Here is a 23,738-nt window from a genome sequence, read left to right as displayed (position 1 = left end):
GCTGGTCGAGGCGTGGCGGTCACCGCCGTCGAGCGCCCCGGCGGAAGATCACAGGCCGGATTCTTCGGTACGCACCAGGATGCAGCCGCACTCGGGGCAGGAGATCACGGCGTCGGGCGCGGCACGGCGGATGTCGTTCAGATCGGTGCTGGAGAGCACCATGCGGCATCCTTCGCAGGTGCCTCGAGTGAGCAGTCCCGCTCCGGCGGTCTTCGCGGAGCGCCGCGTGTACTCGGCGAGGAGGTCAGCCGGGAGCGGCGCCGTGACGGCAGCGCGATCGCGTCCGAGCTGGGCGATCAGCTCGGTCGCCGCCGCGATGTCGGCCTTTGCCTGCACCGTGAGCTCAGTGCCCTCGGCGGTGGTCGCATCGATGAGTGCCTGCTGCGCCGCGACGGCGGCATCTGCATCCTCGACGCGGCCCATCACGTCGAGCTCGGCGTCTTCGAGGTCGCTGAGCCGCTTGGCCAGGCTGGCGAGCTCATGCTCGAGAGCCTGCGCCTCCTTGGAGTTCGCAGAGGCGGCGAGCCGATCCGCATCGCGTGCGCGACGCTGCTCGGCCACCTTGACGTCGGCCTCCAGCCGGACGAGTTCGGTACGTGCATCTTCGCGTGTTCCGGTGAGGGCCGTGAGGTCTCGCAGCTGCTCCTGACGGAGCGCGGCGAGTTCACTGATCCGCCCGGACTGCGTCGGCTGGGTACGCGCACGCTCGGCCTGCGCGATGCGCCGATCGAGGTCGGCGACGTCGAGCAGGATGCGCTGGTGTTCCGGGGCTGCGTTCACCCTTCCAACCTAGTCGCTGGCGCGACACCGCCGTCGACGTACAGCCAGCGACGGTCTTCCCGCACGAACCGGCTGCGCTCGTGCATCACGCCGCGTTCGTCGCCCTGTCGCCAGAGCGCCTCGAACTCGACGACGCCTTCCCGGTCGAACGGTCCGCCCGCGACCGTTTCCAGGACGACGAGCCGGCGCCAGACCAGTTCGTCGTCGATCTCGACGCGTAGCGGTCTCGTGGACGGATGCCAGGTCGCCAGGAGGTACTCGGCATCGCCGACCGCGAAGGCCGTATATCGCGAGCGCATCAGGCGGACAGCCGTCGGGGCGGATGCGCCTTCCAGCAGTGGACCGCAGCATCCGCGGTAGAGATCTCCCGAGAAGCAGGGGCAGCGGTCATCTGGGGCAACGTCACCTGCTGAGACCATCGCCCCAGCGTACGCTGAAGCCAGTCCGCCTCGAAGGAGCACCGTGAGCACTCAGCCCGTCACCGTCCCCCTGTTTGCCGCCCACAACGGCTTCGCTCTCCCCGCGATCGGCCTCGGGACATATCGCTTGAACGGCGAAGCCGGTGCGGCCGCAGTGGCCGGCGCCCTCGACGCCGGTTACCGACTCGTCGACTCCGCCTTCAACTACGAGAACGAAGGCGCCGTCGGTCAGGGTGTCAGGGATTCCGGAGTGGACCGAGGCGAGATCATCGTCACCACGAAACTCCCCGGTCGGCACCACCCCGTAGCGCGTGCCCGCACGAGTGTCGAAGAGAGCCGCTTCCGGCTCGGCGTCGGCGTCACCGATCTGCATCTCATCCACTGGCCGAATCCTGCGCAGGACGAGTACCTGCAGGCCTGGACGGCCCTCGTGGAGGCTCAGGAACGCGGCACCGTGCGCCAGATCGGCGTGTCCAACTTCCTGCCGGAGCACCTGGAGCGCATCGAGAACGAGACAGGGGTCCGCCCCGTTGTGAATCAGATCGAGGTGCATCCGTACTTCCCACAGGAGGAGCAGCTCGCGTACCACCGGGAACGCGGAATCCTCACCGAGGCATGGAGTCCGATCGGGCGAGGTCAAGACGTACTCGCCGAGCCGATCATCGGGGAGATCGCCTCGGCGCACGGCATCAGCCCTGCTCAGGCCGTGCTCGCGTGGCACGTCGCCCGGGGCACGGTGGCGATTCCGAAGGCTTCGTCGGTGGAGCACCAGGTCGCAAACCTCGCCGCGGCAGCCGTCGTCCTCGACGATGCCGAGGTCGCGGCGATCACGGCGCTGGGCAGGCCTGACGGACGACTGTTCAACGGGGATCCGGCGACGCACGAGGAGTCGTAGCAGGCCGTCGACCCTCGTCAGACCGCGGCGTCGACGGCCTCCTGCGCTGTCACGTGCGTGAAGCGGAAGCCCGACTTCTCCAGAGCGGCCGGTCGCACGTCGGCGTCGGAGAGGAGCAGGGAATCCGCGGCCGCTCCGAGTCCGAAACGTAGCGCCCACGCGGGAGCGGGTAGCCAGAACGGCCGATTCATCTTTCGGGCCAGGGCGCGTCCGATGTCGTTCGCGGTGGCTGCTGTGGGTCCCGTTAGGTTGACCGGTCCGTCCAGCTGCTCGTCGATGACGTGCCGGATCGCCCGCACCTCGTCATCGAGCGAGATCCACGGCCAGACCTGGGTGCCCGTCCCAAGCGGGCCGGAGATGCCGAGCCTGGTGAGAGTGATCAGGGGCTTGAGCACGCCGCGTGGGTGGATGACGGGTGCGGTGCGCAACAGGGCGACCCTGACGTCGTCGCCCGCGCGCCGTGCCTCATCCTCCCAGCGGACGCAGAGCTTCGCGAGGAATGTGTCGCCGGCCGCCGAGCTCTCGTCGAGAACGGCGCTCGGCGCCGAGCCGTAGTAGCCCACGGCAGACGCGGAGACGAAAGCCGGAGCATCGGCTCCCAGGGCGCGCAACGCGGTGGCGAGCGAGCCAGTGGCCTGCAGGCGGGAGCGGACGAGTTCTCGCCGGTAAGCCCGCGTCCACGGCAGCCGGCCGACGCTGGCACCGCCGAGCGCGACGACGGCGTCAGCCCCGGCGAGGATATCGGCGTGGAGCGGATGCTCCCCCGGCGCCCACTGGATCTCAGAACCATCGCGCGGTGGGCGACGCACGAGTGTCGTCACTTCCGCGCCGTCGGCGCGCAACGAGTCTGAGAGCGCGGAGCCGATCAGACCGGATGCTCCGCTGATGACAATGCGACGTTTCATGGTGCTTCCTCCCGGTACGTCAGGACAGGTTCGACAGGGCAGTGAAGAAGTCGGATATCGCCCCGGCGCGGCCTGGGCGACCCAGCTTCTCGAAGATGGTGAGGGCGATCTCGTCCGTCGCATCCAGTCCGACAAGGTCGGTGCGAAGGTACTGAAGCACGCCGTTCTGACGTCCCTTCGAGAACGTGACGATCAGGGAGCCGTCGCGGAGCACGTCGGCCTTGCTGCTCGAGGTGTGGCGCAAGACGTAGTGCCGGCCTCGGAGCTCGATCACGATGCTCTTGGTCGAACGCTTCCCGTCCGCCGCACCCGGCGTCAGAGTTCCGGTGTCACCGCTGCCGGGCAGTTCGAACGGAACAGGTCTTCGGGCGAACGTGAGCTGCGGCCCGTTGTCTTCGAACGCCTTGTTCGTCGTGGAGTTCATCCTGTCGGCGAAGGGTCCGGTGAAGGTCTCCGTCGGTTTGATCGGCACGCGAGCCTGTCGAGCACCGGCGGGGTCCAGCACGTCCATATGCGTACGGTCGTCGTCCACGACGACACGCCAGCCTGCGGAAGTCGGTCGGAGCCAGAGCGGGATTTCAGTCACCGTTCGATCCTCGCAGGTGCAGCTCTGTCCGCACTCCCGGCGGAGCAGGCGATCTCAGTGCAACGAGGAACTGTGGTGGGCCCTGCCGGGATCGAACCGACGACATCCACGGTGTAAACGTGGCGCTCTACCAGCTGAGCTAAAGGCCCTGACCCGATCAGTCTATCCATGCCACAGTGATCCGCGTCGTCGTAGAAGAGGGCTAGGCTGATTCCGGCGTGCGTTGTGTCGAGTCGACAAGACTCCCCCGCGTCGCTTCCCGTTTCCCGGCGAGAACCGCCAGCTTGACGAAAGGCTCCACCGTGACCGTCCACGACCAGGATCCGTACTCCCAGGGCCCCCTCGACAGCGATCCGGAAGAGACCGGTGAGTGGCAGCAGTCGCTCGACGAGCTGGTGGACTCGAAGGGCCACGGACGTGGCCGCGAGATCATGCTCAGCCTTCTCAAGCGCTCGAAGGAGCTGCACCTCAACGTGCCGATGGTCCCGACCACGGACTACATCAACACCATCGCCTCGGAGAACGAGCCCGACTTCCCCGGCGATGAAGACGTCGAGCGCCGCTACCGCGCCTGGATGCGCTGGAACGCCGCTGTCATGGTGCACCGCGCGCAGCGTCCCGGCATCGGCGTCGGCGGCCACATCTCCACCTACGCATCGTCGGCCGCGCTCTACGAGGTCGGCTTCAACCACTTCTTCCGCGGTGCGGACAACCCCGGCGGCGCAGACCAGATCTTCGTCCAGGGTCACGCCTCCCCCGGGATCTACGCCCGTTCCTTCCTCGAGGGCCGGCTGAGCGAGGACAACCTCGACGGTTTCCGTCAGGAGCAGTCCCGTGCGCCGTTCGGCATCCCGTCCTACCCGCACCCGCGCCAGATGTCGGACTACTGGCAGTTCCCGACCGTGTCGATGGGCCTCGGCCCGATCAACGCGATCTACCAGGCCATGTCGAACAAGTACCTGGAGAACCGCGGCATCAAGGACACCTCCGCATCTCAGGTGTGGGCGTTCCTCGGCGACGGCGAGATGGACGAGGTCGAGAGCCGTGGTCAGCTCCAGGTCGCCGCGAACGAGGGCCTGGACAACCTGAACTTCGTGATCAACTGCAACCTGCAGCGCCTCGACGGCCCGGTCCGCGGCAACGGCAAGATCGTCCAAGAGCTGGAGTCGTTCTTCCGCGGCGCCGGCTGGAACGTCATCAAGGTGGTCTGGGGCCGCGAATGGGATGACCTGCTCGCACGCGACACCGAGGGTGCGCTGCTGAACATCATGAACGTCACTCCGGACGGCGACTACCAGACCTTCAAGACGGAGTCCGGCGCCTACATCCGCGAGCACTTCTTCGGCCGTGACGAGCGCGCAGCCGCCCTGGTCAAGGACTACACCGATGACCAGATCTGGCAGCTCAAGCGCGGTGGCCACGACTACCGCAAGGTGTACGCCGCGTACAAGGCCGCCGTCGAGCACAAGGGCCAGCCGACCGTCATCCTGGCGAAGACGGTCAAGGGCTACGGCCTGGGTCCGCACTTCGAGGGCCGCAACGCGACCCATCAGATGAAGAAGATGACGCTGGACAACCTCAAGACGTTCCGCGACACGATGCACATCCCGATCACGGATGCGCAGCTCGAGGAGAACCCGTACCTGCCCCCGTACTACAACCCGGGCGCTCAGGACGAGACCATCCAGTACATGCTGGAACGACGCAAGAACCTCGGCGGATACCTGCCGGAGCGCCGCTCCACGCATGTCGGGCTGTCGCTTCCGGATGACTCCGCGTACGCCCTCCCCAAGAAGGGCTCCGGCTCGCAGGAGATCGCCACGACGATGGCGTTCGTCCGACTGCTGAAGGACCTCCTGCGGTCCAAGGACTTCGGTCACCGCATCGTGCCGATCATCCCGGACGAGGCACGCACCTTCGGCATGGACGCGTACTTCCCGACGGCGAAGATCTACAACCCGAACGGCCAGCACTACACGTCGGTCGACCGTGAGCTGCTCCTCGCCTACAAGGAGAGCCCGCAGGGCCAGATCATCCACGTCGGCATCAACGAAGCGGGCGCTCTCGCCGCCTTCACCGCGACCGGAACGTCGTACGCCACGCACGGCGAGCCGCTGATCCCGATCTACATCTTCTACTCGATGTTCGGCTTCCAGCGCACCGGAGACGCCCAGTGGGCTGCTGCCGACCAGATGGCCCGCGGATTCATCATGGGCGCCACAGCCGGTCGCACGACGCTCACCGGTGAGGGGCTGCAGCACGCGGACGGGCACTCACACCTGCTCGCCTCGACGAACCCCGCCACGGTCTCCTACGACCCGGCATACGGCTACGAGATCGCGCACATCGTGCGTACCGGACTCGAGCGCATGTACGGCGGGAACCACCCCGACCCGAACGTGATGTACTACATCACTCTGTACAACGAGCCGATCGTTCAGCCGGTCGAGCCGGAGAACGTCGATGTCGATGGCATCGTCCGTGGCATCCACCGCGTCTCCGAGGGCACCGGCGAAGGACACCGCGCGCAGCTGTTCGCCTCCGGCGTCGGTCTGCCCTGGGCGCTCGAGGCCCAGGAGCTGTTGAAGAACGACTGGGGTGTCGTCGCAGATGTCTGGTCGGTCACGTCGTGGACCGAGCTGCGCCGCGACGGCCTCGCCGCCGACGAGCACAACTTCCTGTACCCGAACGAGCAGCCGCGGACGGCCTACCTCACCGAGAAGCTGCGGGATGCTCAGGGACCGGTCGTCGCGGTCAGTGACTTCATGCACGCCGTGCAGGATCAGATCCGCCCGTGGGTGCCGCAGCGGTACGCGACGCTCGGAGCCGACACGTTCGGCTTCTCCGACACGCGCGCGGCAGCGCGTCGCTTCTTCAAGATCGACGGCCCGTCGATCGTGGTGCGCACGCTGCAGTCGCTTGCCGACGACGGCGTCGTCGATCGTTCGCTCGCCGCTCAGGCCATCGAGAAGTATCGACTGCACGACGTGAACGCCGGGACCAGCGGCAACGCGGGCGGCGAGAGCTGAGCTCTCGGTGACAGGTTCGTCCCGCACGGCCATGGACAAGGCCGCAACTCTCACCTGGCTGCGCCGGATCTCCGGCGACATCGCCTCGGTGACGATCAAGCGGCTCGAGGACACCCTCCCGTGGTACGCCGATATGCCACCGGCCCGCCGCTCTGCGGTCGGGCTGGTGGCTCAGGCCGGCATCACGTCGTTCATCCAGTGGTACGACGACCCGACCTCGACCCCCTGGATCGCGGCGGACATCTTCGCCGCGGCGCCGCGGGAGCTGTTGCGCAGCGTCAGCCTTCAGCAGACGCTGCAACTGATCCGCGTGACGGTCGAAGTCACCGAGGAGCGCGTCGCCGGCAGGGGCGACAGCATCCGTGAGGCGATCCTGCTGTATTCACGCGACGTCGCTTTCGCCGCCGCCGACGTGTACGCCCGCGCCGCGGAAGCCCGCGGACTCTGGGACGCACGCCTCGAAGCGCTGGTCGTCGACTCGATCCTCACCGGTGAAGCCGATGAGGAGCTGCCCAGCCGGATCGCCGCTCTCGGCTGGCACGGTCACGGAGAGGTCGCCGTCCTCGTGGGCACGACTCCTCCGCAGTTCGACGTCGACCAGGTGCGCCGAACCGCCAGGAAGCTCGCCGTCGACGTGCTGATCGGGGTGCAGGGTTCCCGTCTCGTCCTCGTGCTCGGTCGCGCGCGCATCGCGGGTCACGAGAACGAGGAAGAAGACGACGAGCTGGCGTTCCTGGAGATCGCCGCCCGCCTGGAGCCGTTGTTCGGCCCTGGCTACGTCGTGCTCGGCCCCGCTGTCGCCGCTCTCGTGGATGCCAGCCAGAGCGCTCGCGCCGCACTCGCCGGTTTCGCGGTGGCCCGTGCCTGGCGGAGCGCCCCGCGCCCGGTCGAGGCCGACGATCTGCTCCCCGAGCGCGCCCTCGCCGGCGACCCTCTCGCGAAGCAGACCTTGATCGAACGCATCTTCCGCCCGCTGCAGGCACATTCGACCGACCTCGTGACCACCCTGTGGAGCTACCTCGACAACGGCCGCTCCCTCGAGGCGACGGCCCGCGAGCTGTTCGTGCATCCGAACACGGTCCGATACCGTCTCAAGCGCGTCAGCGAGGTCATTGGCTGGGACGCCACGGGGCCCCGCGAGGCGTTGATCCTGCAGACCGCGCTGATCCTCGGTTCCATCGGCGCCGCCGATCAGGTACGGCGCCGTCCCGGGTTGCGCCGCACCCCGCGCTGAGACCCGCGGGTACTGTGCGCCACACACAAGGGTTTCTCGCAATCTTGTGATGGATCATCCACCGCTCGCCCCCGATCATTGGCAGACTGGGGGTGTGATTGTCGTCGTATGCCCAGGTCAGGGTTCGCAGACCCCCGGTTTCCTCTCTCCGTGGCTTGAGTTGGACGGTGCGGCCGAGCGCCTCGCCGGCTATTCCGAAGCCGCCGGCGTCGATCTGCACGAGCACGGCACCGTCTCGGATGCCGACACGATTCGTGACACGCGCGTCGCACAGCCGCTCATCGTCGCGGCATCACTGATCGCCGCAGACGCCCTGGCCGCCCGCGCCGGACGCTCGGCCGACGGCATCGCCGGCCACTCGGTCGGAGAGATCGCCGCACTCGTCGGCAGCGGGGTTCTCGACGCCGAGACCGGAATGCGTCTGGTCGGCATCCGCGGCCGTGCGATGGCGGATGCCGCCGCCCAGACCCCGACCGGCATGAGCGCCGTCCTCGGTGGCGACGAGCAGGCTGTGCTGGAACGACTCGCCGAACTGGACCTCTCCCCCGCGAACTACAACGGCGGTGGCCAGCTGGTCGTCGCCGGCGCCCTCCCCGCGCTCGCCGCTCTCGCCGCGGAGCCGGTTAAGGGAACCCGCGTCATTGCGCTGCAGGTCGCCGGGGCGTTCCACACCGCGTACATGGCATCGGCCGTCGCCGCCCTCCGCGATGCCGTCGACACGGTCACGCCCGCCGATCCCCAGATCACTCTCTGGACGAATCGTGACGGTTCCGTGGTCAACAGCGGCGTCCAGGCTCTCGACTACCTCGTCGATCAGGTCTCCTCGCCGGTGCGCTGGGATCTGTGCATGGCGTCGTTCGCCGAGCAGGGCATCACCGGACTCATCGAACTCGCGCCCGCCGGCGCCCTGACGGGCCTCGCCAAGCGCGGCCTGCGCGGTGTGCCGACGGTCGCCGTGAAGACCCCCGAAGACCTCGATGCGGCCGTCGCGCTGCTGAATGGAGAAGCCGCATGAGCCCGACGCTGACTCAGATCACGGGTCCCGCGTTCACGCGGATCTACTCCTTCGGCGCGGCTCGCGGCGAGATCGCCGTGCCGAACGACGACCTCGTCGGCCCGATCGATTCCAGCGACGAGTGGATCCAGCAGCGCACCGGCATCATCACGCGCACCCGTGCGGTCAAGGAGACCGATGCGATCGATCTCGCGACCGCCGCTGCGACGGAGGCGATCGAGAAGGCCGGAGTTCCCGCCGACCAGATCGACCTGGTGATCGTCGCCACCATCAGCAACCCCAAGCAGACTCCCTCGGTGTCCGCCATCGTCGCCGATCGCGTCGGATCGAACCCGGCGGCCGCCTATGACATCAACGCCGCGTGCGCCGGTTACGCCTACGCAGTGACGCAGGCCGACGCGCTCATCCGGGCCGGGGCCGCTCGCTATGCCCTGGTCATCGGCACCGAGAAGCTGTCCGACGTGGTTGACCCGACCGATCGCAGCATTTCGTTCCTCCTCGGCGACGGCGCCGGCGCCGCCCTCATCGGCCCCAGCGACACACCGGGAATCGCCCCGGCCGTATGGGGGTCCGACGGCTCCAAGGCGGATGCCGTCGGCATGAACCACACCCTCACGGACTTCCGCGACGGCGTCGCGCCATGGCCCACCCTGCGTCAAGAAGGACCAACGGTGTTCCGCTGGGCGGTGTGGGAGATGGCGAAGGTCGCCCGCCAGGCGCTGGAGAAGGCAGGGATCGAGGCATCCGACCTTGCAGCCTTCATCCCGCATCAGGCCAACCTGCGCATCATCGACGAGTTCGCCAAGCAGCTGAAGCTGCCGGAGACCACGGTCATCGCGCGCGACATCGAGACGACGGGCAACACCTCGGCGGCCTCCATCCCGTTGGCGAGCCACCGCCTGATGGCCGAGCACCCCGAGCTGTCCGGCGGGTTGGCGCTGCAGATCGGCTTCGGCGCCGGACTCGTGTTCGCCGCACAGGTCGTCGTCCTCCCCTGAGAACGCCCGACCTTCTCTAGACTGTTCCACGGTTCCGAATACAACCCGCAAGAAAGAGGAAGACCACATGGCTTTCACCAACGATGAGGTCCTCGCTGGCCTCGCAGAGCTCATCACCGACGAGACCGGCATCTCCGCAGACGAGGTCGCACTCGAGAAGTCGTTCACCGACGACCTCGACATCGACTCGATCTCGATGATGACGATCGTCGTCAATGCCGAGGAGAAGTTCGGCGTCACCATCCCCGACGACGAGGTCAAGAACCTCAAGACCGTCGGCGATGCTGTGAACTTCATCGTCGCGGGCCAGGAGTAATACTGCAGGATGCCACCTCCGCCCTGCGCGGGGTGGCATCCTTCCTGCCTCCCCTCGACATCCGCTCGACACCCGTTCGACAAGGAACCACACCCCCATGACCAAGCGCATCGTCGTCACCGGCATCGGCGCCACCTCCGCCATCGGCGGTACGGCACCGGAGAACTGGACCAACCTGCTCGCCGGGATGTCCGGCACCCGCACCCTCGAGCACGACTGGGTGCAGAAGTATGAGCTTCCGGTCACCTTCGCGGCCGAGGCGATGGTGCGTCCGGAGGAGATCCTCCCCCGCCACGAGGCCAAGCGCCTGGACCCGTCTTCCCAGTTCGCGCTGATCGCCGCCCGCGAGGCGTGGGAAGACGCCGGATCCCCCGAAGTCGCGCCAGAGCGTCTCGGCGTCGACTTCGCCACCGGCATCGGCGGACTGTGGACGCTGCTGGACGCCTGGGACACGCTCAGGGAGAAGGGCCCCCGACGCGTGATGCCGCTGACGGTCCCGATGCTGATGGCGAACGCCGCAGCCGGCAACCTGTCGCTGCAGTTCCATGCCCGCGCGTACGCGCAGACCGTGGTCAGCGCCTGCGCCTCCAGCACCGAGTCGCTCATCCATGCTTTCCACCATCTTCAGGACGGTCTCGCGGACGTCGTGATCGCCGGTGGCGCCGAGTCGGCGATCCACCCGATCACGATGGCGTCCTTCGCTTCGGCGCAGGCCCTCTCGCGCCGCAATGATGACCCCGCGACCGCCTCGCGCCCCGGTGCGATCGACCGTGACGGCTTCGTCATGGGCGAAGGCGCCGCCGTGCTGATCCTCGAGACCGAAGAGCACGCCAAGGCGCGCGGCGCGAAGATCTACGCCTACCTCGTCGGCGGCGGCATCACGGCCGATTCGTACCACATCACCGGCAACGACCCCGAGGGCTGGGGCGCGGCGCGCGCCGTCACGCAGGCTCTGGAAGAGGCCGGAGCCAGCGCCGACCAGGTGACTCACATCAACGCCCACGCGACCTCGACGCCCGTCGGTGACCCGAACGAGTACGTCGCGCTGAAGCGCGTGTTCGGCGACCGGATCGACGAGATCCCGGTCTCGGCGACCAAGGCCTCCACCGGCCACCTCCTCGGCGGAACAGGCGCGCTGGAGGCCATCTTCACGATCCTCGCTCTTCGCGATCGTGTCGCACCGCCGACGATCAACATGACCGAACAGGACCCTGCCGTTCCGTTCCGTCTGTCCGGAGAAGCGCAGCCTCTGGGCGACGGCCCGCAGCTCGCCATCAGCAACTCGTTCGGCTTCGGCGGCCACAACGCCGTCGTCGCGTTCGCGAGCGCCGACTGACCGACGTGCATACGACGAAGGCCCCGGGAATCGCTCCCGGGGCCTTCGTCGTTCTTGCCGTCGTCGGTCTCAGTACGAATCAGCGGGAACGAGCCGACGCGATCGTTGCTCGCCGAGCCGGGTGATCCTCGGCAGGAACCATCCGATGAGCGGCCCGACGCCCAGGGCGAAGAGCACCGTGCCGACGCCCACGGGGCCGCCCAGCAGGAAGCCGACGAGGAGGACGCTGCCTTCGATAAACGTGCGCACGATCCACACCTTCCACCCGGTGACCCGGACGAGTCCGGTCATCAACCCGTCACGCGGGCCGGGACCGAAGCTCGCGGCGATGTAGAGCCCGGTGGCGAACGCGAGCAGCACGAGTCCGAGAACGAAGAGCGGCGCCCCGACCCACACCGAGGGCACCGGCGGGAGCAGCCACAGCGTGAGATCGGCGCTCGGGCCGACGAGAAGGGCGTTGAGCACCGTTCCCAGACCGAGGCGTTGGCGCAGCGGGATCCACAGCAGAAGAACTGCGACGGCGACGAGATTCGTGATGAGTCCGTACCCGAGTCCGGTCTGACCGGAGATGCCCAAGGAGAGCACGTCCCACGGCGCGACGCCGATGCCACCGCGGAGCATCAGTCCGAGCGCGACTCCATAGAGGAAGAGTCCTACCAGGAGCTGGAGGATCCTCTCGACGAGGTCGCGCCGGCTGCTGGCGACGACAGGAAGGAAGACGGTACGCAAGAGCATTCTCCTATCGTGCCGCTCTTGGGGGTGACGATTCCCGGACCACTCGATGCAAAGTGGTCTGATCATCTCGTGCCACTTTCCGGCAGACTGTAGGCATGGGATCACGATTGGTCGAACTGCTGGGTGCGCAGCACGTGGCAGGGTCCAGCGCGTCGCGTCTGTCGGATCAGATCCGCGCGCTGATCCTCGACGGGCGCCTGACCGTGGGAGAACGCCTGCCCAGTGAGCGCGCTCTCGCCCTGGAACTGCGCCGATCTCGATCCACGATCACCCGCGCGTACGACACGCTCGACGTCGAACGCTACGTGGACCGCGTTCATGGCGGTGGCACGCGGGTCACCCTTCCTGGCAGCCATCTCTCACCGGGCCCGGCCGTCGGCGACGAGGCGATCGACATGTCCATCGCCTCGATGGATTCGACTCCGGGTCTCTACGATGCGACCGTCCGCTCCCTGCCTCAACTGGCGGCGCTCCGGGGATCGAGCGGATATCTCCTGCAGGGGCTACCCGAACTGCGCGAGGCCGTGGCACGGCGCTTCACGGAACGCGGCGCGCCCACCTCAACGGACGAGATCGTCATCACGGCCGGCGCCATGCACGCTCTCAACCTCGTACTGACGACGATCGGGCGGCGCGGCGACCGTGCGCTCATCGAACAGCCGACGTTCCCCCACGCGATCGAGGCCCTCCGTCGCCACGGATATCGCATGCAGGCCACACCCGTGGAGGTCGATGGGTGGGACGCGGGGCACGTCACGGACATCCTCCTCAGCGCCAGGCCTCAGGCGGCGTACCTGATCCCCGACTTCCACAACCCCACTGGGGCCACGATGACGGATGCTGCGAGAGAGGTCATCGCGACGACCGCACGCAGCGCGGGAACGCTCCTGATCGTCGACGAGACGACAGCGGAACTCGACATCGATCGGGGTTGGTCCCCGAAGCCGATGGCCTCGTTCAGCCCCGACATCATCACGATCGGATCGATGTCGAAGCTGGCGTGGGGCGGTATGCGCATCGGCTGGATCCGCGCAGATCGACGCCTCGTCGCCCGCCTCCTGGCCGTGCGCTCCTCCTACGACCTCGGCACCGCGTTGCTGGAGCAGTGCATCGCGGCAGAGCTGCTGACCGACCTGCCGTCGCTGAGGGCACATGTCCGCGCGCGGCTGAGCGCAGGGCGAGCCGCTGTGGCTGATGCTCTGGAGGGTTTCGACGGGATCCGGATGCCACGCACACCGGGTGGACTCTCGGCGTGGGTGGACCTCGGGGCGCCTGTGTCGACGGCGTTGTCTCTCGCAGCCCGCGATCGCCAGCTGATCCTGCCGCCCGGCCCTCGCTTCGCAACAGGCGGTGTCCTCGAGCGCAAGGTGAGGATCCCGATCTCGTTTCCCCCGAAGCAGGCTGCAGAAGCCATGGAGCGGCTTCACCTCGCCTGGGATCACATCTCTCAGAGCGATGCGACGGCGATCGGGGAACTGCCCCGCACGGCAGTGATCTGATGACGATGATGAGGACCCCGCCCCCTCTGGGGCGGGGTCCTCATCATGCGGAGTGGGGATACGATTTCTCAGCGTCCGGGATGATTCACCGGCATCCGATACTCACGCCTCCCCCGCTCCGAGTCTTGGGGCCAGTCCATCGCTGTCGCGGGACTAGCCCACTTTGTGGAGCCAGACGACGCGTGCATCGTCGCTGGCGTGGCGGAACGGCTCCAGTTCTTCGTCCCACACGGAGCCGAGGGCGACATCGAGCTCACGCTGGAGTTCGATCGCGCTGCCGGCGGCGATCTCCATCGCGTACCGGATGCGGTCTTCCCCGATGACGATGTTGCCGGCCGCATCGGTCTGCGCGTAGTGGATGCCGAGGTCTGGCGTGTGCAACCAGCGTCCGCCGTCACTGCGCGGGGTGGGGTCCTCGGTGACTTCGAAGCGCAGATGCTCCCAGCCGCGAATGGCCGTCGCGAGCACAGCGCCCGTGCCGACAGGGCCGTCCCAGTAGAACTCCGCGCGCTGGGCGCCTTCGAGGACGGGCTGCTCAGCCCAGTCGAAGTTCACTGCTCGACCAATAGCGCGACCCACCGCCCATTCGAGGTGCGGGCAGAGCGCGCGTGGTGCGGAGTGGATGTACACCACTCCGCGTGCGTAAGCCGTCGCCATGATCTCTCCGTTTCATCAGGTGCGTCTTCCCCAACGACCTGAGCCAACGAAGTGGCGAGAATATGCGGTTATGCGCCCATTCTCGCCCAGTCGGGCGGAAATCACAAGCATGTGATTCATACGACGGAAGCCCCGGTCTCGCGACCGGGGCTTCCGAGTGCAGAACGAGGGTCAGGCCTCGCTCATCGCGAGCTTCACCTGCTGGCCCTTCGCCGCGTAGTAGGCGGCGCGGGCGGCATCCTTGCGTGCCTGCTCGATGTAACCGGCCTCGAGAACCTCCTGCGGAACCTCGACATTGGGAACGTCGTCGGTGCCCTTGTACTTCTCGATGTAGGCGTCGAGCTCGGGGCCGGACGTCCACGAGGTGATCAGGTTGTAACGCGGCTCGGTGCCGACGTGGGTCGCCGCGTGCCAGAGGCGCTGCGTGTCGATGATCAGCTGCGCGCCGGCCGGGAGAGCGATGCGGTACTCGATGCTCGGATCGGTGCGGTTCTCACGCAGGACGAAGAAGCTGTCCTTGTCATCGGTGAGGTTGAAGAAACCGCGCACGACCCAGCCGGTGCCGTCCGGGTTCAGGCGGTTGTTGTCGTCCTGGTGCAGGTTGTAGAGGCACTCACCGTAGGGAGTCGGCTGCAGTTCGATGACCCGGCAACGGCCGACGTTCGCGCCTGGCTCCTGTGCGCGACGTGCCAGGTTCGGGGCCTTGGCGACCTGCGAGTCGATCCAGACGCCGTCCTTGTCGGTGCGCGGCGGCTTGTGGTTCCAGAAGCCGTTGCACTCGATGTCGCCGAAGGCGCTGGCGAGCGGCGCGAACCGCGTATCGCCAGATGACTTCCAGTCGTTGTACTCGATGTCCAGCCACTCTTTGGGGTCGAGGTCCTGGTTGTAGCTGTCGAGTACGACGAAGCCCTTTTCTTCGAGGGCAGCGGATTTGATGTAACCCATGATCTGAATCATGTCCTTTCATCGGGGGCCAGCACGTTTTAACAGGCCCTGATAAGGCAAGCCTAACAGCGAAGTCCGCGCGTTCCCCGGAGGTCGCCGTGCACAAGCGAATAGACTGATCGGGGCACCAGGCGAGTCCTCGGCGCCCGGCACTACGGGAGGACGAGACACCAGCATGAGCACTGCGACCAACGTCGAGGCGACAGCAGTCAACACGATCGAATGGCTCGCAGCGGGCTCCACGACGATCGTCGTGCCGGTGTATCAGAGGCAGTACCGATGGGACATCGGCGGTTGCGAGCAGCTGCTCACCGACATCCGTGCAGTGGCAGGCGAAGACGACGCGCATCGGCATTTCATCGGCTCCATCCTCTCTGCCGAGAGCCCGGCGGATGCCGCGACCGACCTGATCCTCATCGACGGCCAGCAGCGCATCACCACCGTGATGCTTCTGGTCGCGGCCCTCCACCACTCGATCAAGGGCTCCGATCCGGCGCTGGCCGCCGAGCTCGAGCGCGTGCTGGTCCGACAGGACGACCCCACACGCACCAAACTGCGTCCGCACGATGCCTGGGCCGAGCTGTACGAGTCGGTGGTACTGGACCGCCGGGGCGACACCGATCGCGAGTCGCGCTTCGACGACAACTACGCCTTCTTCCGCAGTCAGGTGCACGTCGAAGACGTGCCGCAGATCTGGCGTGGGCTGCAGAAGCTCGAGCACGTCTCGATTACTCTCGGAACCGCGGCGAACGCTCAGCAGATCTTCGAGAGCCTGAACTCCACGGGTGAGCCACTCCGGGATCACGAACTCATCCACAACTACATCCTGATGGGTCTCACGCACGCCGAGCAGCTCGACGTCGAGGAACGCTTCTGGTTGCCGATCGAGCAGCACACCGGTCAGGCGATCGGTGCGTTCTGGCGGCACTACTTGGTCATGACCACCGGACGCGAAGTCGCAGCGAGCGGCGAGCACGGCGTGTACAGCGCGTTCCGGCAGTCGTTCCCTCGTGTCGACCTCGAGCACCTCCAGGCGGATGCCGAGATCTGGCGGCACTACGCGGAGATCTACGGCATCCTGCTGGATCCTTCGCTGGAGCAGGATCCCGAACTCGCCCGGCAGCTTCGGTACGTGAACACGTTCGGCCGCGCCGGGTACCCGCTGGTGATGAACGTCTACAGCGACTATGTCCGCGGAGTCGTCGGTCGCGACGAGCTGATCCAGACGCTGGAGTGGATTCAGGCGCTCTACCTGCGACGGACCCTGGTGAACCTGCCGAACGAGCGTCTCATAGCCCGGCTGTGCCGCGCGCGCATCGAGGGCCGCGAGTCGCTGATGCGCGCCTTCTCCCGGATCACCCCCTCGGACGAGCGAGTGAGCGCCGTGCTGAAGTACAGCGAGCTCCCGTACGCCGCATACGTGCTGGGCCGACTCGAAGGCGTCGACGATCCCGCGGATTACGACGTCGAGCACATCGCGCCGGCGGCGCCGGGCGATGCCTGGTCCGGTGACGGCGTCCGACCGTGGAGCGAGTTCACCGACGACGAGCAGAACAGCCATCGCGCGCTCGCACCGACTCTCGGAAACCTCACGCTTCTCGAGCAGCCGCTCGCACAGAGGGTGTTCGGAGCGTCGTACTCCGTCAAGCGGGCCGAGGCCTATGCGCGCAGTTCGGTGCCCGCGACCCGAGAACTCGGAGAGGTCGCTTCCTGGGGCACTGCGGCGATCACGGGGCGTACCGTGCAGCTCACTGCAGAGCTCTTGCAGATCTGGGCGCGCCCGGAACTCCCCGAGATCGACGACGACGGCCTGACCCCGATTCTCGATGCCGTCCGCAGGCGTGGATGGCCCGCCGGATGGGACCGGGAGTTCGATTACGTGGAGTACCGCGGCGAACGCTGGGAGGTCTTCGACGTCAAGCACCTCTTCAACCGGGTGCTCCGCAGAGCCTGGACCGACACCAGAGAAGCGGCGGTGGCGTACTGCGCTCGCCACGGCGGGCCGATCTACGACGCGATGGCATGGAAGGGACAGTGGGATGAGCTCGACGAGTCGCATTTCCTCTACATGGGCTGGGACTCCAACTACATGATGAGCGCGGTGCAGGGAGTGCTCGAGGAGTCCGGACTCGCGCCCGAGGTCTTCGTCAAGTACTCCTACATCGCCGACGTGATGTAGGTTCCTCGGACGAATGCGCGCGCTCGGCCGACGATATGCTCGAAGTGTGAGCACCGTTGCCCGTCGCATTATGGACCTGACCATCGAAGAGCACACGCTCACCGTCCCTCTGGTCTGGTCGGATCCGGCCGACAGCCGCACGATCGACGTCTTCGCCTCTGTGGTGTCGCGCGACGGCGGAGAGGCCCTCCCGTATCTGGTGTTCCTCCAGGGCGGGCCCGGATTCGAGGCTCCGCGACCCTTCCATTCCTCCACGTCGCCGGCGTGGCTCGACGAGGCTCTGGCCCACTACCGCGTGGTCCTGCTGGATCAGCGCGGTACCGGACGCTCGACCCCCGTGAGCGATGCCGACCTCGAGCAGGGCAGCGCGGCGGTGGCCGAGTATCTGACTCATCTGCGCGCGGACTCGATCGTGCGCGACTGCGAGGCGATGCGACAGCACCTGGGGGCTGCGACTTGGACCGTGCTGGGTCAGTCCTTCGGCGGATTCACGACTCTCGCCTACCTCTCCACCGACGCCGCATCCCTCGAGCACGTCTTCATCACCGGGGGCCTCAGCGCCATCGGCCGGCATCCCGATGACACCTATGCGCTCTGCTACGACAAGATGCGCGCAGCATCCGAGCAGTACTACCGCCGGTTCCCTGAGCACCGCGATGCGATGCGCCGCCTGGTCGACCACGCGGATGCCGGGCGGATCACCCTTCCGGACGGCGAGATCGTCTCGGTGTCACGCCTGCGTTCCCTTGGCTCGGCGCTGGGAACGAACGAGGGCTGGCAGACCGTCTGGTCGTTGCTGGAGCTCGACCCCGGATCGAATGCGTTCCGCCACGATCTGATGCATGCGATGCCGTACACCGGCCGCAATCCGCTGTATTTCGCGTTTCACGAATCCAGCTATGCCGACGGTCACGCCACTCGCTGGTCGGCCGAGCGCACCGAGCCGAGCGACTTCGCCGCCGACCCGACGCTGTTCACCGGCGAGCACATCCGCCGCGAATGGACCGAGACCGTGCCGGCCTTCCAGCCGTGGCGTGACGTCGCCCTGGAGCTCGCCGAGTTCGAGTGGCCGCGCGTGTACGACGCCACGGCGATCGCGGCATCCGATGCCACCGGCGCCGCTGCCGTCTATGTGAACGACGTCTACGTGCCGATGGAGTACTCGCTGGAGACGGCGCGGCTGCTGCCCGGCGTGCAGCTGTGGGTCACCAGCGAGCACGAGCACAACGGTCTGCGTTCCGGCCCGGTGCTCTCGCGCCTCATCGACCTCGTGCAGGACCGGCGCATCCGGTGAGCAGATCCCCCGTACGGGGGATGCCACGACGGTGCGAGCGGCGTACGGTGGCCTCATGAAGGACGTGGTCGGTTGGTTCTACGTCGCCGTGGTCGCAGGCATGGGACCCGGCCTGATCGTATTCGCGATCGTCCGCAGCCTGTCGAAGAAGTCGGTCGAAGAGAAGTATGACGGCACCGGCGGCGGGTTCGGCGGATCGTTCGACGCGATCTGGATGCCGTCGGCCTACGAGGCGGGCATGGAGCGCGACCGGCAGACGAAACGCACCGCCCCCGCCCCGTCTCCTGGCGACCCGCCGAGCAAGATCGACGGCGATCGCATCACGATCGAACTCTGAGCGAGACGACAAAGGCCCCGTGCTCCGAGGAGCACGGGGCCTTCGCGGCAATGATTACTTGGAGCCGCCGAAGCCCTTGAAGCGCTGGTTGAACTTCTCGACGCGACCGGCCGAGTCCATGATGCGCTGCTTGCCCGTGTAGAACGGGTGCGAGGCCGAGGAGATCTCGACGTCGATAACGGGGTAGACCACGCCTTCGAGTTCGATGGTCTTGTCGCTGGACACCGTGGAGCGGGTGAGGAAGGTCTCGCCCGAACCGAGGTCGCGGAACACGACAGCCTGGTAGTCGGGGTGAATGTCAGTCTTCATGGGATTCCTTACTTGGTGCCCTGGATTGTGCCAGGGCGCGGGAAGTCTGCGGTGCAGTGAGCACCAAGGTTCGAGTCTAGCAGTCCTTCGACGAGCTCAGAAACCCGAGCTCAGGACTGCGCTCGAGCGGCGTAGCGACCGTCTTCGCTGCTGAGGGTGATCGGCATGCCGAAGGTCTCCGTCAGCGTTTCGGCGGTGAGCGTGTCGGCGACCGGACCGGCCGAAACGACCTGACCGTCGCGCAGCAGCATCACATGTGTGAAACCGACGGGGATCTCTTCGACATGGTGCGTGACCATGAGCATCGCCGGCGTGGTGGGAGACGACGCGTACCCGCTGAGCAGGGCGAGCAGCTCCTCCCGGGAACCGAGGTCGAGCGACGCCGTCGGCTCGTCGAGGAGCAGGAGCTCGGGGTCGGTCATCACCGCGCGCGCGATCTGTACGCGCTTCTGCTCGCCGTCGCTCAGGGTTCCGAAGGTGCGGTCGGCGAGGTGCTCGAGACGCCAGTCGCCGAGCACACGCAGCGCGCGGCGCTCATCGATGTCCTCGTAGTTCTCGTTCCAGCGCCCGAGCACCGAGTACGCGGCGGTGAGCACGGCATTCAGCACTGTCTCGTCGCGCGGGACCCGCTTGGCCATCGCGGATGACGCGAAGCCGATGCGCGGACGCACCTCGAACACGTCGGTGCGGCCCAGAGTCTCCCCCAGCACCGTGACCGTTCCGGAGGTCGGGTGCATGAGCGTGTCGGCGAGCTGGAGCAGGGTCGTCTTGCCCGCCCCGTTCGGTCCGAGGATCACCCATCGCTGATCATCGGTGACCTGCCAGGTCACGTGATCGATGATGTTGCGCCCCTCGCGGCGCACGACGACGTCGGTGAGGTCCAGAGCGATCGGCATACCGCCAGCCTATCGGCTCAGGAGGTGAGCTCCGCGTAGAGCGCGCGCGTGGTGTCGGCGATCGCGGCCCAGCTGAAGTCCGTTCGAGCGCGCTCGCGCCCGGCCTCCCCATACGCCTTCGCCCGTTCCGGATCCGAGACCACTTCGGTGAGCACCGCCGCGAGGTCCGCGACATAACGCTCCGGATCGACCGGAGTGCCGGTGCCGTCCTGCACCTGCTCGATCGGCACCAGGCGACCGGTGATTCCGTCTGCGACGACCTCGGGGATGCCACCCGTCGCCGTGCCGACGACCGCGGCCCCGCACGCCATCGCCTCGAGATTGACGATGCCCAGCGGCTCGTAGACGGACGGGCAGACGAACGTGGTCGCCGCCGTGAGGATGGCGGAGAGCTGCTCCCGCGGAAGCATCTTCTCGATCCAGATCACGCCATCGCGAGTCTCCTGGAGCAGTCGGACGCCCTCCTGCACCTCGGCCATGATCTCCGGTGTGTCCGGCGCACCGGCACACAGGACGAGCTGAACCTCCGGCGGCAGCCGTCGAGCCGCCTGCAGCAGATACGGAAGACCCTTCTGCCTGGTGATGCGTCCGACGAAGACGACCGAAGGCCGATCCGGATCCATGCCGACGCTCTTCAGGAAGTCGGTGTCGTGCACGGGGTGCCAACGCTCGACGTCGATGCCGTTGTGGATCACCCGCACCCTGGCCGGATCGACATTCGGGTAGCTGCGCAGGATGTCTGCCCGCATCCCGGCGCTCACGGCGATGACGGCCGCAGCGTTCTCGTATGCCAGCTTCTCGATGCCGCTGGACACGGCGTAACCGCCACCGAGTTGCTCCGCCTTCCAGGGGCGGAGCGGCTCCAGGCTGTGAGCGGTCAACACGTGAGGAATGCCGTGCAGCTGGGAGGCGAGGTGACCGGCGAAGTTCGCGTACCAGGTGTGGCTGTGCACGACATCCGCGTGCTCGATGGCCGCCACGATCTCCAGATCGGTGCCCAGAGTCTGCAGAGCCGCATTCGTGTCGGCCAGTTCCGTCGGCGTGCCATACGCATAGGTGTCGGCTTCGTCGCGCTTTTCACCGAAGGCGCGAACACGCACATCGATGCTCTCTCGAAGCGCGGCAACGAGCTCCGCGACATGCACGCCGGCACCGCCATAGATCGCAGGCGGATACTCCTTGGTGATCATCTCAACTCGCATGATCGAACGCTAGTACACGACGGGTTTTGCCCTCTAGGGTGGAGCCATGTCCGCTCCAAAGAAGGTCTTCGGGATCATCCTCGCCGGCGGCGAGGGCAAGCGCCTCATGCCACTCACGGCCGATCGCGCCAAGCCTGCAGTGCCGTTCGGCGGACAGTACCGATTGATCGATTTCGCGATCTCGAACCTGATCAATTCCGGGCTGCGTCAGATCGTCGTCCTGACGCAGTACAAATCCCACAGCCTCGACCGACACATATCGCAGACGTGGCGGATGTCGGCCCTGCTGGATTCGTATGTGACTTCCGTTCCGGCTCAGCAACGACTGGGCAAACGCTGGTTCTCCGGTTCCGCCGATGCGATTCTGCAGAGCCTCAACCTCATCAGCGACGAGAAGCCCGACATCGTCGTCGTGATCGGTGCCGATCACGTGTACCGGATGGACTTCCAGCAGATGCTGGATGCGCACATCGAATCGGGCGCGAAGGCGACGGTCGCCGGCATCCGCCAGCCTCTCGCCATGGCCAACCAATTCGGCGTGATTGACACGGATCCCGAGGATGCCGGGCGCATCAAGCGGTTCCTGGAGAAGCCCTCCGATGCCGTGGGTCTTCCGGATTCGCCGCACGAGGTGCTGGCGTCGATGGGTAACTACATCTTCGATGCCGACGCCCTCATCGAGGCGGTCGAGGTCGACGGCGAATCACCGACCTCCGGACACGACATGGGCGGCGACATCGTCCCCTACTTCGTGGATCGCGGCGAAGCCGGCTTCTACGACATGAAGCAGAACGACGTTCCTGGGTCCTCGCCGCGCGACCGTTCTTACTGGCGCGATGTCGGTACGATCGACTCGTTCTTCGATGCCCACATGGATCTCATCTCGGCGCTGCCGATCTTCAACCTGTACAACATGGACTGGCCGATCCACTCGCAGGCCGTCAATTCACCGCCAGCGAAGTTCGTGCGCGACTCCGTCGGGCGGATCGGTAACGCGATCGATTCCATCGTGTCTTTGGGATCTGTGCTCTCCGGAACGCATCTGGAACGCAGCGTTGTGGGTCCTTGGACGCTCGCGGCGGGCGGCTCGACCATCACGGACTCCGTGGTGTTCGACCACGTCCAGGTCGGTTCGGGAGCGCGGGTGCACCGAGCGATCCTCGACAAGAACGTCGTCCTGGCCGACGGTGCCACGGTCGGCGTCGATCGCGATCGCGACCTGGCGCGCGGATTCACGGTCACCGATTCCGGGATCACGGTGGTCGGCAAGGGCGTCTTCATCGAACGCTGAGTCGGGCCGTGTTGGCACTACGCTCGATCGGGTGACCTCCGCGCGCTTCCTCGTCGTCCTCGATGCCGATTCCACCCTCATCCGCAACGAGGTGATCGAATTGCTCGCCGACGAAGCAGGTCGCGGCGCAGAGGTGCAGGCGGCGACCGAAGCCGCGATGCGCGGTGAAGTCGACTTCGCGGAGAGCCTGAGGTCCCGGGTCTCGGCACTCAGCGGCGTCCCCGTGGAGGCGTTCGCACGCGTCCTGGCACGTATCGAGCCCACGCCGGGTGTGCGCGAACTGACCGCCGCCGTTCATGACCGCGGCGGCGTCGTCGGTGTCGTCTCCGGCGGATTCCACGAGATCCTCGATCACGTGGCGCCGTCGCTCGGCGTGGATCGCTGGCGCGCCAACCGGCTGGACATCGTCGACGGCGTGCTCACCGGGGCGGTCGACGGCGAGATCGTGGATGCTGCAGCGAAGGCCGCTTCTCTGCAGGAATGGGCTGCCGAACTCGGCGTCGCCCCGCACGCCACGCTGGCGATCGGCGACGGCGCGAACGACCTTCAGATGATGACGGTCGCCGGCCTCGGAATCGCCTTCAATGCGAAACCCGCAGTCCGCGCGGCTGCCAGTCTGGTCATCCGCGACCAGGATCTTTCCGAAGTCATCCCGCTGCTCCCCTAGTCCCTTCAGGCGCGGGCCGCGAGTACCGGCTCCCGCTGAGCCGCGCTTCCGGAGACGTCCGTCACGATGGGGCCCCTTCCGGGTCCCCCGATCACAGGTGATGAACATCCGGTGCGCGCGGCGCACCATCGGGTGAATTCTCCGGAAGACCCGCTCGCGTGCATTGACCCGCCTCGTCCCGTGTGGATAGCATTCGAGCAGATCGTAAATCATG

At 66.8% G+C, this 23,738-nt stretch carries 23 protein-coding genes and 1 tRNA gene; 13 read left to right on the top strand and 11 right to left on the bottom strand.

From position 1 onward, the window contains the following. Nucleotides 1-48: 48 nt before the first annotated feature. Together MRBLWO13_RS13845 and MRBLWO13_RS13840 are read right to left on the bottom strand one after the other, a co-directional pair. Entirely contained in the window at nucleotides 49-780 is a 732-nt protein-coding gene (locus MRBLWO13_RS13845) for a C4-type zinc ribbon domain-containing protein (RefSeq protein WP_341974573.1), read from the bottom strand. Continuing rightward, nucleotides 777-1,199 carry a YchJ family protein gene (locus MRBLWO13_RS13840; RefSeq protein WP_341974572.1) on the bottom strand — a complete coding sequence of 141 codons (423 nt, stop codon included), beginning with the start codon at nucleotides 1,197-1,199 and terminating at the stop codon, nucleotides 777-779. The genes MRBLWO13_RS13845 and MRBLWO13_RS13840 overlap by 4 nt, the downstream gene beginning before the upstream one ends. A gap of 43 nt (nucleotides 1,200-1,242) precedes the next feature. Between MRBLWO13_RS13840 and MRBLWO13_RS13835 the strand changes: the two genes are divergently transcribed. Next, a complete protein-coding gene (locus MRBLWO13_RS13835) occupies nucleotides 1,243-2,094 on the top strand; it encodes an aldo/keto reductase (RefSeq protein ID WP_341974571.1) in 852 nt (283 codons plus the stop codon). 17 nt (nucleotides 2,095-2,111) lie between these two features. On the opposite strand, the gene MRBLWO13_RS13830 is transcribed toward MRBLWO13_RS13835, so the two are convergent. From MRBLWO13_RS13830 to MRBLWO13_RS13820, 3 genes are all read right to left on the bottom strand, one after another. Beyond that, complete coding sequence (locus tag MRBLWO13_RS13830) at nucleotides 2,112-2,999, bottom strand: TIGR01777 family oxidoreductase (protein ID WP_341974570.1); 888 nt, start codon at nucleotides 2,997-2,999, stop codon at nucleotides 2,112-2,114. A gap of 19 nt (nucleotides 3,000-3,018) precedes the next feature. Beyond that, entirely contained in the window at nucleotides 3,019-3,585 is a 567-nt protein-coding gene (locus MRBLWO13_RS13825) for a hypothetical protein (RefSeq protein WP_341974569.1), read from the bottom strand. A 73-nt stretch (nucleotides 3,586-3,658) separates the two neighbouring features. Continuing rightward, nucleotides 3,659-3,734: transfer RNA gene (locus MRBLWO13_RS13820), tRNA-Val, on the bottom strand. Nucleotides 3,735-3,887: 153 nt separating this feature from the next. On the opposite strand from MRBLWO13_RS13820, the gene aceE reads away from it, so the two are divergent. The 6 genes from aceE (at nucleotide 3,888) to MRBLWO13_RS13790 (ending at nucleotide 11,513) form a co-directional block, all read left to right on the top strand. Continuing rightward, a complete protein-coding gene (gene aceE, locus MRBLWO13_RS13815) occupies nucleotides 3,888-6,614 on the top strand; it encodes a pyruvate dehydrogenase (acetyl-transferring), homodimeric type (RefSeq protein ID WP_341974568.1) in 2,727 nt (908 codons plus the stop codon). A gap of 31 nt (nucleotides 6,615-6,645) precedes the next feature. After that, on the top strand, nucleotides 6,646-7,848 hold the full coding sequence (locus MRBLWO13_RS13810) for a helix-turn-helix domain-containing protein (RefSeq protein ID WP_341978407.1): 1,203 nt from the start codon (nucleotides 6,646-6,648) through the stop codon (nucleotides 7,846-7,848). Between the two features lie 94 nt (nucleotides 7,849-7,942). Next, complete coding sequence (locus MRBLWO13_RS13805; protein ID WP_341974567.1) at nucleotides 7,943-8,863, top strand: ACP S-malonyltransferase; 921 nt, start codon at nucleotides 7,943-7,945, stop codon at nucleotides 8,861-8,863. Next, nucleotides 8,860-9,861: a beta-ketoacyl-ACP synthase III gene (locus MRBLWO13_RS13800; RefSeq protein ID WP_341974566.1), complete on the top strand. Its 1,002-nt coding sequence runs from the start codon at nucleotides 8,860-8,862 to the stop codon at nucleotides 9,859-9,861. The genes MRBLWO13_RS13805 and MRBLWO13_RS13800 overlap by 4 nt, the downstream gene beginning before the upstream one ends. 67 nt (nucleotides 9,862-9,928) lie before the next feature. Beyond that, on the top strand, nucleotides 9,929-10,177 hold the full coding sequence (locus MRBLWO13_RS13795; protein WP_102192880.1) for an acyl carrier protein: 249 nt from the start codon (nucleotides 9,929-9,931) through the stop codon (nucleotides 10,175-10,177). A gap of 97 nt (nucleotides 10,178-10,274) precedes the next feature. Then, nucleotides 10,275-11,513: a beta-ketoacyl-ACP synthase II gene (locus MRBLWO13_RS13790; RefSeq protein ID WP_341974564.1), complete on the top strand. Its 1,239-nt coding sequence runs from the start codon at nucleotides 10,275-10,277 to the stop codon at nucleotides 11,511-11,513. Nucleotides 11,514-11,582: 69 nt separating this feature from the next. On the opposite strand, the gene MRBLWO13_RS13785 is transcribed toward MRBLWO13_RS13790, so the two are convergent. Continuing rightward, nucleotides 11,583-12,248 carry a hypothetical protein gene (locus tag MRBLWO13_RS13785; protein WP_341974563.1) on the bottom strand — a complete coding sequence of 222 codons (666 nt, stop codon included), beginning with the start codon at nucleotides 12,246-12,248 and terminating at the stop codon, nucleotides 11,583-11,585. Nucleotides 12,249-12,343: 95 nt separating this feature from the next. Between MRBLWO13_RS13785 and MRBLWO13_RS13780 the strand changes: the two genes are divergently transcribed. Continuing rightward, nucleotides 12,344-13,747 (top strand): PLP-dependent aminotransferase family protein, encoded by a 1,404-nt coding sequence (locus MRBLWO13_RS13780; protein ID WP_341974561.1) that lies wholly within the window; start codon nucleotides 12,344-12,346, stop codon nucleotides 13,745-13,747. 153 nt (nucleotides 13,748-13,900) lie between these two features. Here MRBLWO13_RS13780 and MRBLWO13_RS13775 read toward each other — a convergent pair whose 3' ends face one another. Both MRBLWO13_RS13775 and MRBLWO13_RS13770 read right to left on the bottom strand, forming a co-directional pair. Next, nucleotides 13,901-14,404: a DUF3145 domain-containing protein gene (locus tag MRBLWO13_RS13775; protein ID WP_341974560.1), complete on the bottom strand. Its 504-nt coding sequence runs from the start codon at nucleotides 14,402-14,404 to the stop codon at nucleotides 13,901-13,903. A gap of 171 nt (nucleotides 14,405-14,575) precedes the next feature. Beyond that, the gene (locus tag MRBLWO13_RS13770; RefSeq protein ID WP_341974559.1) at nucleotides 14,576-15,349 is read right to left on the bottom strand and encodes a hypothetical protein; all 774 of its coding nucleotides are present in this window, start codon (nucleotides 15,347-15,349) and stop codon (nucleotides 14,576-14,578) included. A gap of 175 nt (nucleotides 15,350-15,524) precedes the next feature. Here MRBLWO13_RS13770 and MRBLWO13_RS13765 point away from each other — a divergent pair, with 175 nt between their 5' ends. From MRBLWO13_RS13765 to MRBLWO13_RS13755, 3 genes are all read left to right on the top strand, one after another. Next, a complete protein-coding gene (locus MRBLWO13_RS13765) occupies nucleotides 15,525-17,528 on the top strand; it encodes a DUF262 domain-containing protein (protein ID WP_341974558.1) in 2,004 nt (667 codons plus the stop codon). A gap of 70 nt (nucleotides 17,529-17,598) precedes the next feature. Then, complete coding sequence (locus MRBLWO13_RS13760) at nucleotides 17,599-18,822, top strand: alpha/beta fold hydrolase (protein ID WP_341978405.1); 1,224 nt, start codon at nucleotides 17,599-17,601, stop codon at nucleotides 18,820-18,822. Nucleotides 18,823-18,877: 55 nt separating this feature from the next. Next, on the top strand, nucleotides 18,878-19,159 hold the full coding sequence (locus tag MRBLWO13_RS13755) for a hypothetical protein (protein ID WP_341974557.1): 282 nt from the start codon (nucleotides 18,878-18,880) through the stop codon (nucleotides 19,157-19,159). Between the two features lie 54 nt (nucleotides 19,160-19,213). On the opposite strand, the gene MRBLWO13_RS13750 is transcribed toward MRBLWO13_RS13755, so the two are convergent. The 3 genes from MRBLWO13_RS13750 to glgA all read right to left on the bottom strand — a co-directional run bounded on the left by MRBLWO13_RS13750 (nucleotide 19,214) and on the right by glgA (nucleotide 21,566). Next, the gene (locus MRBLWO13_RS13750; protein WP_341974556.1) at nucleotides 19,214-19,468 is read right to left on the bottom strand and encodes a type B 50S ribosomal protein L31; all 255 of its coding nucleotides are present in this window, start codon (nucleotides 19,466-19,468) and stop codon (nucleotides 19,214-19,216) included. A gap of 110 nt (nucleotides 19,469-19,578) precedes the next feature. Beyond that, entirely contained in the window at nucleotides 19,579-20,364 is a 786-nt protein-coding gene (locus tag MRBLWO13_RS13745) for an ABC transporter ATP-binding protein (protein ID WP_341974555.1), read from the bottom strand. 17 nt (nucleotides 20,365-20,381) lie between these two features. Beyond that, entirely contained in the window at nucleotides 20,382-21,566 is a 1,185-nt protein-coding gene (gene glgA, locus MRBLWO13_RS13740) for a glycogen synthase (protein ID WP_341974554.1), read from the bottom strand. 46 nt (nucleotides 21,567-21,612) lie between these two features. Here glgA and glgC point away from each other — a divergent pair, with 46 nt between their 5' ends. Then, the gene (gene glgC, locus MRBLWO13_RS13735; RefSeq protein WP_341974553.1) at nucleotides 21,613-22,857 is read left to right on the top strand and encodes a glucose-1-phosphate adenylyltransferase; all 1,245 of its coding nucleotides are present in this window, start codon (nucleotides 21,613-21,615) and stop codon (nucleotides 22,855-22,857) included. A 31-nt stretch (nucleotides 22,858-22,888) separates the two neighbouring features. After that, nucleotides 22,889-23,524, top strand: a complete 636-nt coding sequence (serB, locus tag MRBLWO13_RS13730) for a phosphoserine phosphatase SerB (RefSeq protein ID WP_341974551.1) — start codon at nucleotides 22,889-22,891, stop codon at nucleotides 23,522-23,524. Nucleotides 23,525-23,738 lie beyond the last annotated feature (214 nt).

The organism is Microbacterium sp. LWO13-1.2 (assembly GCF_038397725.1).
Classification (GTDB): domain Bacteria; phylum Actinomycetota; class Actinomycetes; order Actinomycetales; family Microbacteriaceae; genus Microbacterium.
Note: the sequence above shows the minus strand (reverse complement) of the source record. Positions and strands in the feature narration are given on the sequence as shown.

What these genes read in the sequence shown, in the direction of transcription:
- MRBLWO13_RS13770 (WP_341974559.1), bottom strand. Translation starts at nt 15,349, where the DNA reads ATGGGTTACATCAAATCCGCTGCCCTCGAAGAAAAGGGCTTCGTCGTA.
- MRBLWO13_RS13790 (WP_341974564.1), top strand. Translation starts at nt 10,275, where the DNA reads ATGACCAAGCGCATCGTCGTCACCGGCATCGGCGCCACCTCCGCCATC.
- MRBLWO13_RS13800 (WP_341974566.1), top strand. Translation starts at nt 8,860, where the DNA reads ATGAGCCCGACGCTGACTCAGATCACGGGTCCCGCGTTCACGCGGATC.
- MRBLWO13_RS13745 (WP_341974555.1), bottom strand. Translation starts at nt 20,364, where the DNA reads ATGCCGATCGCTCTGGACCTCACCGACGTCGTCGTGCGCCGCGAGGGG.
- MRBLWO13_RS13765 (WP_341974558.1), top strand. Translation starts at nt 15,525, where the DNA reads ATGAGCACTGCGACCAACGTCGAGGCGACAGCAGTCAACACGATCGAA.
- MRBLWO13_RS13760 (WP_341978405.1), top strand. Translation starts at nt 17,599, where the DNA reads ATGGACCTGACCATCGAAGAGCACACGCTCACCGTCCCTCTGGTCTGG.
- MRBLWO13_RS13755 (WP_341974557.1), top strand. Translation starts at nt 18,878, where the DNA reads ATGAAGGACGTGGTCGGTTGGTTCTACGTCGCCGTGGTCGCAGGCATG.
- MRBLWO13_RS13785 (WP_341974563.1), bottom strand. Translation starts at nt 12,248, where the DNA reads ATGCTCTTGCGTACCGTCTTCCTTCCTGTCGTCGCCAGCAGCCGGCGC.
- MRBLWO13_RS13840 (WP_341974572.1), bottom strand. Translation starts at nt 1,199, where the DNA reads ATGGTCTCAGCAGGTGACGTTGCCCCAGATGACCGCTGCCCCTGCTTC.
- glgC (WP_341974553.1), top strand. Translation starts at nt 21,613, where the DNA reads ATGTCCGCTCCAAAGAAGGTCTTCGGGATCATCCTCGCCGGCGGCGAG.
- MRBLWO13_RS13810 (WP_341978407.1), top strand. Translation starts at nt 6,646, where the DNA reads ATGGACAAGGCCGCAACTCTCACCTGGCTGCGCCGGATCTCCGGCGAC.
- MRBLWO13_RS13780 (WP_341974561.1), top strand. Translation starts at nt 12,344, where the DNA reads ATGGGATCACGATTGGTCGAACTGCTGGGTGCGCAGCACGTGGCAGGG.
- MRBLWO13_RS13775 (WP_341974560.1), bottom strand. Translation starts at nt 14,404, where the DNA reads ATGGCGACGGCTTACGCACGCGGAGTGGTGTACATCCACTCCGCACCA.
- glgA (WP_341974554.1), bottom strand. Translation starts at nt 21,566, where the DNA reads ATGCGAGTTGAGATGATCACCAAGGAGTATCCGCCTGCGATCTATGGC.
- MRBLWO13_RS13830 (WP_341974570.1), bottom strand. Translation starts at nt 2,999, where the DNA reads ATGAAACGTCGCATTGTCATCAGCGGAGCATCCGGTCTGATCGGCTCC.
- MRBLWO13_RS13750 (WP_341974556.1), bottom strand. Translation starts at nt 19,468, where the DNA reads ATGAAGACTGACATTCACCCCGACTACCAGGCTGTCGTGTTCCGCGAC.
- MRBLWO13_RS13795 (WP_102192880.1), top strand. Translation starts at nt 9,929, where the DNA reads ATGGCTTTCACCAACGATGAGGTCCTCGCTGGCCTCGCAGAGCTCATC.